We start from the raw sequence: 15,770 nt of genomic DNA, 5'->3' as shown, positions 1-15,770 counted from the left end.
TTTTTAGCGATATACCAAAATTGTTATGCATATTACCACTTATTCTATTTGACAGTTATAGGAATCCATACCAGTTTGCCGCCGTGTGCTGGTTGGCACTCAACACGTGTGAGATCGTGGAGGAGACCTACTTCGTTTCTCACCATCTGAAGTAACTATCCAATACGGAACCTGCCACAGTTTCGGGGCGGGCGATTTTTCGTCCGCCGTCTATTAACAAGGGAGAGAGAAATGAAATCCATTATCTCATTGATGGCTGCGGCCGCCTTCGGCGTCGCTTCGTTCGTTATGCCTGCCATGGCGCAGGACAAGGGGCTCGTGGGCATCGCAATGCCGACGAAGTCTTCGGCTCGCTGGATCGACGACGGCAACAACATCGTCAAGCAGCTCGAGGCCGCCGGCTACAAGACCGACCTGCAGTATGCTGACGACGATATTCCGAACCAGCTTTCGCAGATCGAAAACATGGTCACCAAGGGTGCCAAGGTTCTCGTCATCGCTTCGATCGACGGAACGACGCTTTCCGACGTTCTCCAGAAGGCTCATGACGCCAACATCAAGGTCATCGCCTATGACCGTCTGATCCGCGACTCGGCCAACGTCGACTACTACGCCACCTTCGACAATTTCCAGGTCGGCGTTCTGCAGGCTGGTTCCATCGTTGACGCCCTCGGCCTCAAGGATGGCAAGGGTCCGTTCAACATCGAACTGTTCGGCGGCTCGCCGGACGACAACAACGCCTTCTTCTTCTATGATGGCGCAATGTCCGTCCTGCAGCCCTACATCGACAGCGGCAAGCTCGTCGTGAAGTCCGGCCAGACCGGCATGGACAAGGTCGGCACGCTGCGTTGGGACGCTGCAACGGCCCAAGCCCGCATGGACAACCTGCTCTCGGCCAACTACACCGACGCCAAGGTCGATGCGGTCCTGTCTCCCTATGACGGTCTGTCGATCGGCATCATCTCGTCGCTGAAGGGCGTTGGCTACGGCACTCCGGACCAGCCGCTCCCGGTTGTTTCCGGTCAGGACGCCGAAGTTCCGTCGGTCAAGTCGATCATTGCTGGCGAGCAGCACTCGACGGTCTTCAAGGACACCCGCGAACTCGCCAAGGTCACCGTTGCCATGGTCGATGCAGTCATGTCCGGCAAGGAGCCCGAGGTCAACGATACGAAGACCTACGACAACGGCGTCAAGATCGTTCCGTCCTATCTGCTGAAGCCGGTTGCTGTCGACAAGACCAACTACAAGCAGATCCTCGTCGACGGCGGTTACTACACCGAAGACAAGCTGAAGTAATGAGAGGGACCGGAACCCGCGCTTGCGGGTTCCGGTCTTCGATTTTATGATCGCCCGGCCGCTCGACGGCCGGAGGCGCTGGAACTTTGACTATGGACAATACCATCCTCGAAATGCGGAGCATCACCAAGACGTTCCCGGGCGTCAAGGCGCTGGAGAATGTGAACCTCAAGGTTCGCCAGGGTGAGATCCACGCGTTGGTAGGCGAAAACGGGGCCGGTAAATCGACCCTGATGAAAGTGCTATCGGGCGTCTATCCGACAGGAAGCTATGAAGGCGAGATCGTCTACGAAGGCGAGACGCGCAACTTCAAGGTCCTGAAGGACTCCGAAGAAATCGGCATCGTCATCATCCACCAGGAGCTGGCGCTCGTGCCGCTGCTGTCGATCGGCGAAAACATCTTCCTCGGCAACGAGAATGCCAAGAACGGCGTCATCAGCTGGGAAGAGACGTTCAACCGAACGAAGAAGCTGCTCACCAAGGTGGGCCTGCGGGAATCTCCGAACACGCTGGTCACCGACATCGGCGTCGGCAAGCAGCAGCTCGTCGAGATCGCCAAGGCGCTGTCGAAGAGCGTCAAGCTGCTCATCCTCGACGAGCCCACCGCTTCGCTCAACGAGAAGGACTCGGACGCGCTGCTCAATCTGCTGATCGAGTTCCGCAATCAGGGCATCACTTCGATCATCATTTCCCACAAGCTGAACGAGATCCGTAAGGTTGCCGACCAGATCACGGTCCTGCGCGACGGCATGACAGTCAAGACGCTCGACTGTCACACGGACGAGATCAGCGAAGACATCATCATCAAGAACATGGTGGGCCGAGATCTGGCCGACCGTTATCCGCCGCGTTCCGTGCCGATCGGCGAGACGATCTTCGAAGTGAAGAACTGGAACGCCTATCACCAGCAGCACCGCGACCGCCAGGTGCTGCACGACATCAACGTCAATGTCCGCAAGGGCGAGGTTGTCGGCATTGCCGGTCTCATGGGGGCTGGCCGCACCGAATTCGCCATGAGCGTTTTCGGCAAATCCTATGGCCATAAAGTCAGCGGCGAGGTCTTCGTCAATGGCAAGGCTGTCGATGTCAGCACCGTGCGCAAGGCGATCGACGCCGGTCTTGCCTATGTCACTGAGGACCGCAAGCAACTCGGTCTCGTGCTCAGCGACAGCATCCTGCACAATACGACGCTTGCCAACCTCAATGGGATTTCGAGCAATAGCGTCATCGACGACATCAAGGAGATGAGGGTCGCGACCGATTACCGGTCGAAGCTGCGCATCCGCTCCTCTGGCGTCTTCCAGGAAACGGTCAACCTTTCGGGCGGCAACCAGCAGAAGGTCGTGCTGTCGAAGTGGCTGTTTTCCGACCCCGATATCTTGATCCTCGACGAGCCGACCCGCGGCATCGACGTTGGCGCAAAGTACGAAATCTATACTATCATCAACCAGCTTGCCGCCGATGGAAAGGGCGTTCTGATGATCTCATCGGAAATGCCCGAACTGCTTGGCACATGTGACCGCATCTACGTGATGAACGAAGGACGCATCGTCGCCGAATTGCCGAAGGGAGAAGCAAGCCAGGAAACTATCATGCGCGCTATCATGCGCTCAGGGGAGAAGAGACAATGACTCCGGTCAACCCGACAACCGAGCACAGCAACGTCGTTTCCGTTGCCGATTATATCCGCGGCAATATTCGTGAATACGGCATGCTCATCGCACTAGTCGCGATCATGGTGTTCTTCCAGTTCTATACCGGCGGCATTCTCTTCAAGCCGGTAAACCTGACGAACCTTGTTCTGCAGAACTCCTTCATCGTCATCATGGCGCTCGGCATGCTGCTCGTCATCGTCGCCGGCCATATTGACCTGTCGGTGGGCTCGATCGTCGCCTTCGTCGGCGCGCTCGCGGCGATCTTCACCGTGTCATGGGGCATGAACTTCTGGCTTGCCGGCCTGATCTGCCTGATCGTGGGCGGCATCATCGGCGCGGCGCAGGGCTATTTCATCGCCTATCACCGCATCCCATCGTTCATCGTGACGCTTGCCGGCATGCTTGTTTTCCGCGGCCTGACGCTGACGGTTCTGAACGGCAAGAACATCGGTCCGTTCCCGAGGGAGTTCCAGGTTATCAGCACCGGCTTCCTGCCGGGCGGCATGATCGATATTGCCGGCACACCCGTGCAGTCGACCTCGCTGATCCTGACCGTGATCCTGCCTGTCATCCTCTTTTACCTCGCCTGGCGCCGCCGCAAGGTGAACGAAGACCACGGGATCGACGTCGAGCCGATGGGCTTCTTCATCGTCCAGAACATGGTCGTTTCGCTTGCCATCCTGTGGATCGGCTATCTGCTCTCCACCTATAAGGGCCTGCCGAACGTTCTCGTCGTCATGCTGGTGCTGATTGCGATCTATGCCTTCATCACCCGCCGGACCACGATCGGCCGTCGCATCTATGCCATGGGCGGCAATTCGAAGGCGACCAAGCTTTCAGGCATCAATACCGAGCGGCTGAGCTTCTACACCTTCGTCAATATGGGCGTGCTAGCAGGCCTTGCCGGCATGATCATCGCGCTTCGCCTGAACTCGGCAACACCGAAGGCCGGCGTCGGTTTCGAACTCGACGTCATTGCGGCCTGCTTCATCGGCGGCGCCTCGGCGTCCGGCGGCGTCGGCAAGATCACCGGTGCGGTCATCGGCGCGTTCATCATGGGCGTCATGAATAACGGTATGTCGATCGTCGGGCTCGGCATTGACTTCCAGCAGATGGTGAAGGGCCTCGTGCTTCTCGCCGCAGTGTTCTTCGACGTTTACAACAAGAACAAGGGCTGAGCGCCTCAAGGCGCGCCAGCCAGGCATTCGCAGCCTATGAATGATGGATTCCGGCTCCTGATGGAGCCGGACAGGCGGAGCTTTTTCCTGTCTTCGCCGAAACGAGAAGGATCGAAGACGTGCTTATTTCACAGATCAAGGGTGCAAACGGAGAGATCATCGTCGCCGTGCGTGAGCAGGGCGGCGCTGCAAGGTTGGTCAAGAACGCCGTCAGCGTCTACGCACTGGCGATGGAAGCCGCAGACGGCGGCAAGTCTCTTGCCTCGGTCATCGAAGCCCATGGCTACGGCGATGCCGTCGATCTTGAAAAGGCCTATGCGGAAGGCCGCTTCCTTCCGCCGATCACCCATCCAGATGCCGCGCATCTGCATCTGACCGGCACCGGCCTGACGCATTTGGGCTCGGCGGCAACGCGCGATTCCATGCACAAGAAGACCACCGAAGCCGCCGAGGAAACCCTCACGGACTCGATGAAGATGTTCAAGATGGGCCTTGAGAACGGCAAGCCGAAGGCCGGCGAAAAGGGCGTCCAGCCCGAATGGTTCTACAAGGGCAACGGCCATGGCGCCGCAGCCCCCGGCGCCCCGCTCATCTCGCCTTCCTTCGCGCTCGACGGCGGCGAGGAACCGGAGATGGCCGGCATCTACGTGATCGCCAAGGACGGCTCGCCCTTCCGTATCGGTTTTGCGCTGTCGAACGAATTTTCCGATCACGTCACCGAGCGGATCAACTATCTCTATCTCGCCCATTCGAAGCTGCGCCCGGCCAGCTTCGGCCCGGAGATCCGCATCGGCGCGGCCCCAGAGGATATTCGCGGCACCTCGCGCATCAAGCGCGGCGACAAGGTGATCTTCGAAAAGCCGTTCCTGTCTGGTGAGGCGAACATGTCGCACACCTTTGCCAATCTGGAATATCACCATTTCAAATATGGCCTCTTCCGTGCTCCAGGCGATGTGCATGTCCATATGTTCGGCACGGCGACCCTTTCCTTTGCCGACGGCGTCAAGACTGAAGAGGGCGATATCTTCGAGATCGAAGTTGCCGAATTCGGCCTGGCGCTCCGCAACCCGCTGAAGGTGGCCGCCGAGGAAGAGATCGCCGTCAGGCAGCTCTGAATTCAAGACCTGGCCGCATTCAGCGGCCGGCTCTTTGCTCGTAAACGGTAAAGGAGGCTTGTTAAGCCCATGACCATTTATCAAAATCTGATCGCCGGCGAATGGGTCGGCTCGAACGCGACGAAGAACATCAACCCGTCGGATACGAATGAAGTCGTCGGCCTTTATGCCGACGGCAGCGCTGATGACACGAGAAACGCCATTGCCGCCGCCAAGGCCGCCTTCCCAGCCTGGTCGCGCTCCGGCATCTGGGAGCGCCACGTCATCCTGAAGAAGACAGGCGACGAGATCATGGCGCGCAAGGATGAACTCGGTGCGCTGCTTGCCCGCGAAGAGGGCAAGACGCTGCCGGAAGCCACTGGTGAGGTGATCCGCGCGTCGCAGATATTCGAATTCTTCGCCGGCGAGGCACTGCGGCTGGCCGGTGAGGTTCTCCCGTCGGTTCGCCCGAATATCGGCGTCGAGATCACCCGCGAGGCGCTCGGCGTCATCGGCATCATCACGCCGTGGAACTTCCCGATCGCCATTCCCGCCTGGAAGATCGCGCCGGCGCTCTGCTACGGCAACACCATCGTCTTCAAGCCGGCCGAACTGGTGCCTGGCTGTTCCTGGGCGATCGTCGATATTCTCAACCGCGCCGGCCTGCCGAAGGGCGTGCTGAACCTCGTCATGGGCAAAGGCTCGGTCGTCGGCCAGGCCATGCTCGAAAGCCCCGACGTTCACGGCATCACGTTTACCGGTTCCACCGGCACCGGCAGGCGTGTCGCCGCCGCCTCGATCGAGCATAACCGCAAGTTCCAGCTGGAAATGGGGGGCAAGAACCCGATGGTCGTGCTTGACGATGCCGATCTCAACGTCGCCGTCGAGGCCGCCGCCAATTCCGGCTTCTTCTCCACAGGCCAGCGCTGCACGGCGTCGTCGCGGCTGATCGTCACCGAAGGCATTCACGACAAGTTCGTCGCAGCACTCACCGATAAGCTGAAGACGCTCGTCGTCGACAACGCGCTGAGGGCCGGCACCCATATCGGCCCCGTCGTCGATGAGCGGCAGTTGAAGACCGATACCGACTATATCGAGATCGGCAAGTCGGAAGGCGCCAAGCTCGCCTTCGGCGGCGAGGTGATCTCGCGCGACACGCCCGGCTTCTACCTGCAGCCGACCTTGTTTACCGAAGCGACCAACCAGATGCGCATTTCGCGCGAGGAGATCTTCGGGCCTGTGGTCTCGGTAATCCGGGCGAAGGATTACGACGAAGCGCTTGCCATCGCCAACGATACGCCGTTCGGCCTTTCTGCCGGCATCGCTACGACCAGCCTGAAGCATGCCACGCACTTCAAGCGCAATTCCGAGGCCGGCATGGTGATGGTCAACCTGCCGACGGCAGGCGTCGATTTCCATGTGCCGTTCGGCGGCCGCAAGGGCTCGTCCTACGGCCCGCGCGAGCAGGGCAAGTACGCCGCCGAATTCTACACAACCGTCAAGACCGCCTACACCCTGGCTTGAGACAAGTGCGATAACCTGGGCCGTACGGGGCGGTCCGGCGATATCCTGAAGGATAGAGACGATGAAAAAGAAAGCGGAATGGCCGCGCAGGCTGAGGTCGCAGGAATGGTACGGCGGTACGAGCCGCGACGTGATTTATCACCGCGGCTGGCTTAAGAACCAGGGTTATCCGCACGACCTGTTCGACGGCCGGCCGGTGATCGGCATCCTCAACACCTGGTCGGATATGACCCCGTGCAACGGCCATCTCAGAGAACTCGCCGAGAAGGTGAAGGCGGGCGTATGGGAGGCCGGCGGCTTCCCGCTTGAGGTGCCGGTGTTCTCGGCATCCGAAAACACCTTCCGCCCGACCGCGATGATGTACCGCAACCTTGCCGCGCTCGCGGTGGAAGAGGCGATCCGCGGTCAGCCGATGGATGGCTGCGTATTGCTGGTCGGCTGCGACAAGACCACGCCGTCGCTGATCATGGGGGCGGCTTCCTGCGACCTGCCCTCGATCGTCGTCACAGGCGGACCGATGCTGAACGGCTATTTCCGCGGTGAACGCGTCGGCTCGGGCACGCATCTGTGGAAGTTTTCCGAAATGGTGAAGGCCGGCGAGATGACGCAGGCCGAATTCCTCGAGGCGGAAGCCTCGATGAGCCGTTCGTCGGGCACCTGCAATACCATGGGCACCGCCTCCACCATGGCTTCCATGGCCGAGGCGCTCGGCATGGCGCTCTCCGGCAACGCCGCGATCCCGGGCGTCGATTCCCGTCGCAAGGTCATGGCGCAGCTGACCGGCCGGCGTATCGTGCAGATGGTCAAGGACGACCTGAAGCCCTCCGAGATCATGACGAAGCAGGCCTTCGAGAATGCCATCCGCACCAACGCGGCCATCGGTGGATCGACCAATGCCGTCATCCACCTGCTCGCCATCGCCGGCCGTGTCGGCATCGATCTTTCGCTTGACGACTGGGACCGCTGCGGCCGCGACGTCCCGACCATCGTCAACCTGATGCCGTCGGGCAAATACCTGATGGAGGAGTTCTTCTATGCCGGCGGCCTGCCGGTGGTGCTGAAGCGCCTCGGCGAGGCGGGCCTCCTGCACAAGGATGCGCTGACGGTATCCGGCGAAACCGTCTGGGACGAGGTCAAGGACGTTGTCAACTGGAATGAAGACGTTATCTTGCCGGCCGAAAAGGCGCTGACAGCTTCGGGCGGCATCGTCGTGCTGCGCGGCAACCTGGCGCCGAAGGGCGCGGTGTTGAAGCCTTCGGCGGCTTCGCCGCATCTGCTGGTGCACAAGGGCAGGGCTGTTGTCTTCGAAGACATCGACGACTACAAGGCCAAGATCAACGACGACAACCTCGACATCGACGAAACCTGCATCATGGTCATGAAAAACTGTGGGCCGAAGGGCTATCCCGGGATGGCCGAGGTCGGCAATATGGGGCTGCCGCCGAAGGTGCTGAAGAAGGGCATCCTCGATATGGTGCGCATTTCCGACGCCCGCATGTCCGGAACGGCCTATGGCACCGTCGTGCTGCACACCTCTCCGGAAGCGGCGGTCGGCGGGCCGCTGGCGGTCGTGAAAAACGGCGACATGATCGAGCTGGATGTGCCGAACCGTCGTCTGCACCTCGACATTTCCGAGGAAGAACTGGCGAGGCGGCTGGCTGAATGGCAGCCGAACCATGATCTGCCTACATCCGGCTATGCCTTCCTGCATCAGCAGCATGTCGAAGGGGCCGATACCGGCGCCGACCTCGACTTCCTCAAGGGATGTCGCGGAAACGCTGTCGGCAAGGACAGCCACTAGCGCGGTTCAATCCATAACGAGAAAAAGGCGGGGCACGACCCCGTCTTTTTCTTTGCACTTGTTCAATGTGGAAATGGCTCTCTATTCCGTACAGATGTACAGGAGATACAGTCATGTCCAAGACGGTCGGTAAGGCGGAGTTCAAGGCGAAATGCCTGAACCTTATCGACCAGATAGGGAAGGACGATGAATCTATCGTCATCACCAAACGCGGCAGGCCAGTTGCCGTGCTTTCGCCGGCACCTGGCCCCAGCAGACGCAGAAGTATCATCGGCGCGATGAAGGGCAGCGTATTGCACTATGACGATCCGCTGTCTCCGGCAGTTGAACCCTCGGATTGGGACGCCGTTCGTTGATCGTCATCGATACGCATATCCTCGTTTGGGCAATGCAGGACGATGCACACCTCGGTTCACAGGCTCCGGCGCATTATCGACGAGATGACGGAGAGAAGCCGGATCCTGATTTCGGCGATTACGCCTTGGGAAATCGCGATGCTTGTACAGAAGGGACGCCTGGCGCTCGGCGACGATGTGGGGCGATGGATCGACAGCGCGCTGTCTCTGCCCGGAATCCAGCTTGCACCGATTGAGCCCTCGATCACGATAGACAGTGTCCGGCTACCCGGCGAGTTTCATGCCGACCCCGCGGACCGCGTCATCGCCGCTACGGCCCGTTTTCATCGCGTACCGTTGCTGACGGCCGACCAGGCGATCCTCAGCTAGGGTGTGCGCGGTCACCTTCAGGTTCTTGCGGCGGAATAGCGTTTGGATGGGGCCGAAATACACCAAGCGTGGCCCGCGCACCAGAAGTCGCGACGAACTCGGCAGCTACTCTATCGGCACCATCGTAGGGTGCGGTAAAGCTGTCTGTAGGCTCAGCTCTGGCTCTGGCTTTGCATCTGTCCGCCATCCTCGACCTTCACGGTGACCGACAGCGTTTCGCCCGGCGTGCCGATGCGCATGCCTGAAATCGGCGCGGCGTCGCGATAGCAGAGACCGGAGGCGACACGAATGTAGCGCGCATCCGGGCAGATCTCATTGGCGGGATCGAAGCCGACCCAGCCGAGGCCGGGAATATGGGCCTCGGCCCATGCATGGGTCGCAGCCTGTTCGATCTTTTCTTCCATCATCAAATAACCGGAGATGTAACGCGCCGGCACCTGCAGGGCGCGGGCAGCGGCAATGAAGATGTGCGCATGATCCTGGCAGACGCCGCTCTTCCTCTCCAGCGCCTGTTCGGCCGTCGTCTCGGTGTTGCTGGTGCCGGGCTTATAATCGACCGTCTCGTGGATCGCCGCCATCAGCGCATGCATGCGGGCAAGCTCATTGTCACCGCTGACGCCCTTGATGAGTTCCTTTACCAGCTTGCCGCCCTTGGTTAGCGGCGTGTCGCGCAGAAAGAGCCAAAGCGGGCAGAAACCGGTATGCGGGCCGGTGACGCCGTTATTGTCCTCGGTCTCGACTTCGCCTTCGGCCAGGATGCGCGTCACCTCCTGCTCGCCTTCCAGCGAGACGAGGTTGACGTGATTGCCGTACTGGTCGTCATATTCTACTTCCGGCGTGGCACCCTCGACGTTCAAGGCCCAGCCGAGCACTTTCTGTGCGGGGCTGGTCGGCGGCGTCAGCCGCAGCCGTTGCAGCGAGAACTGCGTCGGTCCGTCGTAGCGGTATTCGGTGAGGTGGCTGATCTTCAATCTCATATTGTTATCCGCTTATGCATAGAACCGGTAGCCGTCGGAAATTTCCGCGCCCAGCTTGTTGTTGCGCGAGACGAAATCCTCCAGGAACTCGTGCAGGCCCTGATCCATGATATCCCGGATCGCCCTCGTCTGCAGCGTGGTGCGGATTGAATCCGCGGTATCGTGGGCAGGGAGCCGCTCCTCGTAATCCTGGGCGAGATAGCCGAGATTGCTGACGATCTTCTCGTAGCAATAGGCAAGCGAGCGCGGCATCTGGACATTGAGGGTCAGGAAGTCGGCGATGTTCATCGCCCGGTATTCGCCGTCATAGGCCCAGCTATAGGCGCGGTGCGCGGAGACCGAGCGCAGGATCGATTCCCACTGCACGTTGTCGAGGGAGGAGCCGACTGATGAAACCGAGGGCAGCAGCACGTAATATTTCACGTCGAGGATGCGGCTGGTATTGTCGGCCCGCTCGATGAAGGTACCGATGCGGGCAAAATTATAGAGCTCGTTGCGCAGTGTCGAGCCATGGAAGGCGCCGCGGATGAGGCCGGCGCGGCGCTTGATGACGTCGATCACCTCTGGCATTTCGGCCGCCTTGACGCGCTTTTCGAGCAGCGACTTCAAGTCGATCCAGCATTCGTTGGTCGCTTCCCAGGTCTCCCGCGTCAGCGCCGTGCGCACCATGCGGGCATTGTTGCGGCCGGAATCGATGCAAGACATGACGCTCGACGGATTGGTGCGATCGCGCAGGAGATAATCGATCGCGTCGGCGTTGGTCAGCTTGTTGTGGCCTTCGTCATAAGCCTCGCGCACGCCCGCACTTTGCAGCACGCCATCCCAATTGTCATCGCCGGTGCTGCTGCGGGTCAGCGACATGCGCAGCCCGGCATCGATCAGGCGGGCTATATTTTCGGCGCGCTCGATGTAGCGAAACATCCAGTAGAGGCCGTTTGCTGTTCTTCCGAGCATCAGTCCTCCAATACCCAAGTGTCTTTGGTGCCGCCGCCCTGGCTGGAATTGACCACCAGCGAGCCCTGCTTCAGCGCCACGCGGGTGAGCCCGCCCGGAATGATCTGTACCTTGTCGGATACAAGCACATAGGGGCGAAGGTCGACATGGCGCGGCGCGATGCCCTTGTTGACGAGGATCGGCACGGTGGAGAGCGACAGCGTCGGCTGGGCAATGTAATTGTTCGGCTTGGCTTTCAGCTTCTCAGCGAAATCGGCACGCTCCTTCTTCGATGCAGTCGGGCCGACCAGCATGCCGTAGCCGCCGGAGCCGTGCACCTCCTTGACGACGAGGTCTTCCAGGTGTTCCAGCACATATTTCAGGCTGTCGGCTTCCGAACAGCGCCAGGTCGGCACGTTTTCGAGCAGCGCCTTACGGCCGGTATAGAATTCGACGATCTCGGGCATATAGGAATAGATCGCCTTGTCGTCGCAAATGCCGGTACCCGGTGCATTGGCGATGGTGATGTTGCCGGAGCGGTAAACATCCATGATGCCGGGAATGCCGAGCGCGGAATCGGAGCGGAAGGTCAGCGGATCGAGGAAGTCGTCGTCGACGCGGCGGTAGAGGACGTCGATCGCTTCGTAACCGCGTGTCGTTCTCATTTTCACCTTGCCGTCGATGACGCGCAGATCCGCGCCCTCGACCAGCTCGACGCCCATCATGTCGGCGAGGAAGGAATGCTCGTAATAGGCGGAATTGTAAATGCCCGGCGTCAGCACAGCGACACGAGGCTTGCCCTTGCAGCCGGGAGGCGCCAGCGAGGCGAGGCTCTGGCGCAGCAGATAGGGATAATCCTCGACACGCTGCACCTTGTTCTCGTGAAAGAGCTCAGGGAACATCTGCATCATGGTTTCCCGGTTTTCCAGCATGTAGCTGACCCCGGAGGGCGTGCGGGCATTATCCTCCAGCACGTAAAACTGGTCTTCGCCGGTGCGCACGATGTCGGTGCCGACGATGTGGGTATAGACGCCGCCGGGTGGCCGGAAGCCGATCATTTCGGGGATGAAGGTGACGTTGTTCTCGATCAGCTCACGCGGGATGCGGCCGGCGCGGATGATCTCCTGCTTATGGTAGATATCGTCGAGAAAGGCGTTGAGCGCGATCACCCGCTGCTCGATGCCTTGGGCGAGCTTGCGCCATTCGCGGGCGGAGATGATGCGGGGAATGATGTCGAAGGGGATGAGCTTTTCGGAACTGTCGGCATGGCCGTAGACCGCGAAGGTGATGCCGGTCTTCCGGAAGATGTTTTCCGCATCGCGGGATTTGGCAATCAGATGCGCCCGGTCTTGGCTGTTGTACCACTCGAAGTATTTGTCGTAAGGCGGGCGAGGGCTTTCGTCCCCGGTAATCATTTCATCAAATGCCAAAAGCGCGGCTCCCCTTTTTGTTCATTTGAATACAATGCAAATGGCAATGCAAGAACCATGCGCAGTTCGGGGAAAAGATTTTGCGCTGCGGGAAACGGGTGAAAATCGGGCATTTAAAGTGATGCGCTGCGGCATGGCGGATATTCATCCGAGGTGTCTGCGCAAAATCTGAGCATGTGACCGTTTTTCGTTCTGCCAAGGCGATATGGTCATGCGTGCGAGGCCCGCCCCTGGCCGCCATCGGGTCTCTGCATCAGTGAAATTTCAAATAAGCATCAAAGCTTCGCTTTTGACTACAGCCGCCGGGTGGGGCTATCAGCACGGCGAACCCTCCTCTGTCGAGCCGCGCGCGCCATGTCCCTCGATCGCCTTGCCCCCGCCGTTTTCGTCCTGCTCTGGTCTACGGGCTGGGTGGTGGCGAAATATGCCTCGCTGCATTCCGAGCCCTTCACCTTTCTTTCGATACGCTATGCGCTGTCGGCGGCGGCATTCCTGGCGCTCTGCATTGTGGTGCGGGCGCAATGGCCGAGCCGGGCGGCGGCGCTGCGCGCCGTCTATTCCGGCTTCTTCCTGCATGGTTTCTATCTCGCCGGTCTCTGGTGGGCGATCGCCAATGGCGTGCCGGCCGGCATATCGGGCATCATCGCGGCGCTGCAGCCGCTGCTGACGGCAATGGCAGCTCCCTTCCTTATCGGCGAGCGGCTGCAGCAGGCGCAGAAGCTCGGCCTTGCCCTCGGATTCATCGGCATTGCCATCGCCATTTCGCCGAAGCTGCTCGATCCGGCGACCGCCGATCTCACGCATGCCGCCCTGCCGCTGGCGATCAACCTCGTCGCCATGGCGTCCGTCACCTACGGCACGCTCTATCAGAAGAAACACCTGCAATCCGGCGACCTCAGAACCATCGCGACTTTGCAATATATCGGCGCGCTGATCCTCACCCTGCCGCTTTCGCTGATCTTCGAGCATCAGCATTTCGACGGCGCCGCGCAGGCCTATGGCGCGCTGGCCTGGTCGGTCTTCGGCCTGTCGATGGGCGGCGTCGGACTGCTGCTCTATCTGATCCGCCGGGGTCAGGTGTCACGCGCCGCCTCGCTGATCTACCTGATGCCGCCAGCGGTTGCTCTCGAAGCCTTCATCGCCTTCGGGGAACCGCTGACCCTGCCGCTGATCGTCGGCACCGTGGTGGTCGTGACAGGCGTCTATCTCACGAACCGCAAGGCCTTCAGCGAGCATAGGTCCGCGGAGGCGTGATAATAAAAAGGCCGGAGATATCCCCGGCCTTTCTGATTTTCAATCGTTCGACGATCAGGCGCGTTCGCGGCGCTGCCCGCCGCCGTTGCGGGAGCCGGAGCCACCGCGACGGTTGCCACTGTTGCCGTCCCGGCGCGGTTCGCCGGCCTGGGCCTGCTGCGGGCCGCGGTCCTCGCCATGCTTGCGGGCCGGGCGGCCGTGGGCATGGCGGCTGTTGCCGCGGTGATGACCGCTCGGCTCACCATTGGCATGGGCGCCGTGATGGGCCGGACGCTGCGGCTTTGCAGAGGCGCGGAAATCGGAGGTCGAGGCCAGATCATTGTCGGGGCCGAGAGCCGGGGTCGTTTCACCGCGGCGCTGACCGCGGAAGTCCTCGTTGCGGCTGGTCGGGCGCTCCGGACGCGGACGACGCTCTTCGCCGCCGGCGCGGACTTCGCTGCCTTCACCTTCGCGACGCGGGCGGCGTTCCTGACGGCTGCCGCGATGCTCGGAGCGGTTCTGGTCGCCACGGCCTTCGCCACGACCCTGACCTTCGCGACCCTGGCCGCCATTGCGATTGCGGTTGTTGCCGTTGCCGTTGGCGCGACGGGGTCCGCCGCTGACGATTGCCGGCGCTTCGCCGCTTGCGACAGTGATGTCGATGCCCATCAGGCGTTCGATATCACGCAGCAGTTTGGCTTCGTCAGGGGCGCAGAAGGCGATGGCGATACCGTCGCGGCCGGCACGCGCCGTACGGCCGATGCGATGGACATAGGCGTCAGGCACTTCAGGCAGGTCGTAGTTGTAGACGTGGCTGACGGCCGGAATGTCGATGCCGCGGGCGGCGACGTCGGTGGCGATCAGCGTCTTGATGCTACCGTCGCGGAAGGCTTTCAGCGCCCGCTCGCGCTGACCCTGGCTCTTGTTGCCGTGGATCGAGGCGACGGAATAGCCGATGTTTTCGAGATGCTTCATCAGCTTCTCGGCACCGTGCTTGGTGCGCAGGAAGACCATGGCGCGGCCATCGGGGTTTTCGGTCAGCGACTTGCGGAGCAGCTCCGTCTTGTCGTTCTTGCCGGCGACGAAATGAACGTACTGCTCGACCTTGTCTGCAGCCTTACCTGGAGGCGTGACTTCGACCTTGACGGGATCGACGAGATATTCGCCGGCGAGATCGGCAATCGCCTTCGGCATGGTGGCCGAGAAGAGCATGGTCTGGCGCTTTTTCGGCACCATCTTGGCGATCTTGCGAAGATCATGCACGAAACCGAGGTCAAGCATCTGATCGGCTTCGTCGAGCACGAGATAGCGAACCGCAGTCAGCGTGATCGCGCGGCGATTGATGAGGTCGAGCAGTCGGCCGGGCGTGGCGACGAGAATGTCGGTGCCCTTTTCAAGCTGAAGCTGCTGCTTGTTGATCGAGACGCCGCCGACCACGACATTGATGCGCAGCGACGACTTGCGGATGAACTTCTTCAGGCTCTCGGCGATCTGGTTCACCAGTTCGCGGGTCGGCGCAAGGATCAGCGTGCGCGTCGTGCGGTTGTCGGGGCGCCGTTCGTCGGCCAGCAGCTTTTCGATCAGCGGCAGACCGAAAGCGGCCGTCTTGCCGGTGCCGGTCTGGGCAAGGCCGATAAGGTCGCGGCCTTCGAGGAGGAGAGGAATGGCATGTTCCTGGATCGGCGTCGGCGTTTCGATGCCGAGCTGGAACAAAGTAGCGACGATCGGCTTGGAGACACCAAGCGATTCAAAATTAGTCAAGGTATAACCTTTCGGGGCGCCACAATGACTATCGACGGAACGCACCATGCGATCCGGTTTCATTCTGGCGTCAAGAACCCCGCGTGAAGTGGGAACTTGTGAGTTGGAAAAAGCTTTCCAGCGCTTCTGGCCGCTCATGAGAGTGCGGCGCTCTATCGAAATG

The 15,770-nt window shown here is 60.7% G+C and carries 12 protein-coding genes and 1 pseudogene; 9 read left to right on the top strand and 4 right to left on the bottom strand.

The window, feature by feature from the left end; genetic code table 11:
• Positions 1–231: 231 nt before the first annotated feature.
• The 8 genes and pseudogenes from chvE (at position 232) to BS630_RS21670 (ending at position 9,273) form a co-directional block, all read left to right on the top strand.
• Positions 232–1,296 (top strand): multiple monosaccharide ABC transporter substrate-binding protein, encoded by a 1,065-nt coding sequence (chvE, locus tag BS630_RS21705; RefSeq protein WP_020051228.1) that lies wholly within the window; start codon positions 232–234, stop codon positions 1,294–1,296.
• A gap of 92 nt (positions 1,297–1,388) precedes the next feature.
• Positions 1,389–2,927 carry a multiple monosaccharide ABC transporter ATP-binding protein gene (gene mmsA / locus BS630_RS21700; protein WP_077979001.1) on the top strand — a complete coding sequence of 513 codons (1,539 nt, stop codon included), beginning with the start codon at positions 1,389–1,391 and terminating at the stop codon, positions 2,925–2,927.
• Positions 2,924–4,129, top strand: a complete 1,206-nt coding sequence (mmsB, locus tag BS630_RS21695) for a multiple monosaccharide ABC transporter permease (protein ID WP_077979000.1) — start codon at positions 2,924–2,926, stop codon at positions 4,127–4,129. Before mmsA ends, mmsB begins: the two co-directional genes overlap by 4 nt.
• 119 nt (positions 4,130–4,248) lie before the next feature.
• Positions 4,249–5,244 (top strand): AraD1 family protein, encoded by a 996-nt coding sequence (araD1, locus tag BS630_RS21690; protein ID WP_077978999.1) that lies wholly within the window; start codon positions 4,249–4,251, stop codon positions 5,242–5,244.
• A gap of 69 nt (positions 5,245–5,313) precedes the next feature.
• Positions 5,314–6,747: an aldehyde dehydrogenase family protein gene (locus tag BS630_RS21685; protein WP_077978998.1), complete on the top strand. Its 1,434-nt coding sequence runs from the start codon at positions 5,314–5,316 to the stop codon at positions 6,745–6,747.
• A 61-nt stretch (positions 6,748–6,808) separates the two neighbouring features.
• Positions 6,809–8,548: an L-arabinonate dehydratase gene (gene araD, locus BS630_RS21680; RefSeq protein ID WP_020051223.1), complete on the top strand. Its 1,740-nt coding sequence runs from the start codon at positions 6,809–6,811 to the stop codon at positions 8,546–8,548.
• Positions 8,549–8,661: 113 nt separating this feature from the next.
• A complete protein-coding gene (locus BS630_RS21675) occupies positions 8,662–8,904 on the top strand; it encodes a type II toxin-antitoxin system Phd/YefM family antitoxin (RefSeq protein ID WP_077978997.1) in 243 nt (80 codons plus the stop codon).
• Positions 8,901–9,273 (top strand): annotated as a pseudogene (locus tag BS630_RS21670) (type II toxin-antitoxin system VapC family toxin). The gene BS630_RS21675 and the pseudogene BS630_RS21670 overlap by 4 nt, the downstream one beginning before the upstream one ends.
• 152 nt (positions 9,274–9,425) lie before the next feature.
• On the opposite strand, the gene BS630_RS21665 reads toward BS630_RS21670, so the two are convergent.
• From BS630_RS21665 to BS630_RS21655, 3 genes are read right to left on the bottom strand one after another with little or no spacing between them, the layout of a single operon-like run.
• Positions 9,426–10,250: a transglutaminase family protein gene (locus BS630_RS21665; protein WP_020051220.1), complete on the bottom strand. Its 825-nt coding sequence runs from the start codon at positions 10,248–10,250 to the stop codon at positions 9,426–9,428.
• A gap of 12 nt (positions 10,251–10,262) precedes the next feature.
• Complete coding sequence (locus tag BS630_RS21660) at positions 10,263–11,204, bottom strand: alpha-E domain-containing protein (RefSeq protein WP_077978996.1); 942 nt, start codon at positions 11,202–11,204, stop codon at positions 10,263–10,265.
• A complete protein-coding gene (locus BS630_RS21655) occupies positions 11,204–12,613 on the bottom strand; it encodes a circularly permuted type 2 ATP-grasp protein (protein ID WP_077978995.1) in 1,410 nt (469 codons plus the stop codon). Before BS630_RS21655 ends, BS630_RS21660 begins: the two co-directional genes overlap by 1 nt.
• Before the next feature lie 354 nt (positions 12,614–12,967).
• On the opposite strand from BS630_RS21655, the gene BS630_RS21650 reads away from it, so the two are divergent.
• Positions 12,968–13,867 carry a DMT family transporter gene (locus tag BS630_RS21650; RefSeq protein ID WP_077978994.1) on the top strand — a complete coding sequence of 300 codons (900 nt, stop codon included), beginning with the start codon at positions 12,968–12,970 and terminating at the stop codon, positions 13,865–13,867.
• 54 nt (positions 13,868–13,921) lie between these two features.
• Here BS630_RS21650 and BS630_RS21645 read toward each other — a convergent pair whose 3' ends face one another.
• Positions 13,922–15,655 (bottom strand): DEAD/DEAH box helicase, encoded by a 1,734-nt coding sequence (locus tag BS630_RS21645; RefSeq protein WP_077978993.1) that lies wholly within the window; start codon positions 15,653–15,655, stop codon positions 13,922–13,924.
• Positions 15,656–15,770: the final 115 nt, after the last annotated feature.

It is taken from the genome of Rhizobium laguerreae (assembly GCF_002008165.1).
In the GTDB taxonomy this organism is placed as follows: domain Bacteria; phylum Pseudomonadota; class Alphaproteobacteria; order Rhizobiales; family Rhizobiaceae; genus Rhizobium; species Rhizobium laguerreae.
This window is presented reverse-complemented; position numbering and strand designations above follow the sequence as displayed.

Excerpts from the sequence above, each read along its gene's own strand:
- mmsA (WP_077979001.1), top strand. The coding sequence starts at position 1,389 with ATGGACAATACCATCCTCGAAATGCGGAGCATCACCAAGACGTTCCCG.
- mmsB (WP_077979000.1), top strand. The coding sequence starts at position 2,924 with ATGACTCCGGTCAACCCGACAACCGAGCACAGCAACGTCGTTTCCGTT.
- chvE (WP_020051228.1), top strand. The coding sequence starts at position 232 with ATGAAATCCATTATCTCATTGATGGCTGCGGCCGCCTTCGGCGTCGCT.
- BS630_RS21675 (WP_077978997.1), top strand. The coding sequence starts at position 8,662 with ATGTCCAAGACGGTCGGTAAGGCGGAGTTCAAGGCGAAATGCCTGAAC.
- BS630_RS21645 (WP_077978993.1), bottom strand. The coding sequence starts at position 15,655 with ATGGTGCGTTCCGTCGATAGTCATTGTGGCGCCCCGAAAGGTTATACC.
- BS630_RS21660 (WP_077978996.1), bottom strand. The coding sequence starts at position 11,204 with ATGCTCGGAAGAACAGCAAACGGCCTCTACTGGATGTTTCGCTACATC.
- BS630_RS21665 (WP_020051220.1), bottom strand. The coding sequence starts at position 10,250 with ATGAGATTGAAGATCAGCCACCTCACCGAATACCGCTACGACGGACCG.
- araD (WP_020051223.1), top strand. The coding sequence starts at position 6,809 with ATGAAAAAGAAAGCGGAATGGCCGCGCAGGCTGAGGTCGCAGGAATGG.
- BS630_RS21650 (WP_077978994.1), top strand. The coding sequence starts at position 12,968 with ATGTCCCTCGATCGCCTTGCCCCCGCCGTTTTCGTCCTGCTCTGGTCT.
- BS630_RS21685 (WP_077978998.1), top strand. The coding sequence starts at position 5,314 with ATGACCATTTATCAAAATCTGATCGCCGGCGAATGGGTCGGCTCGAAC.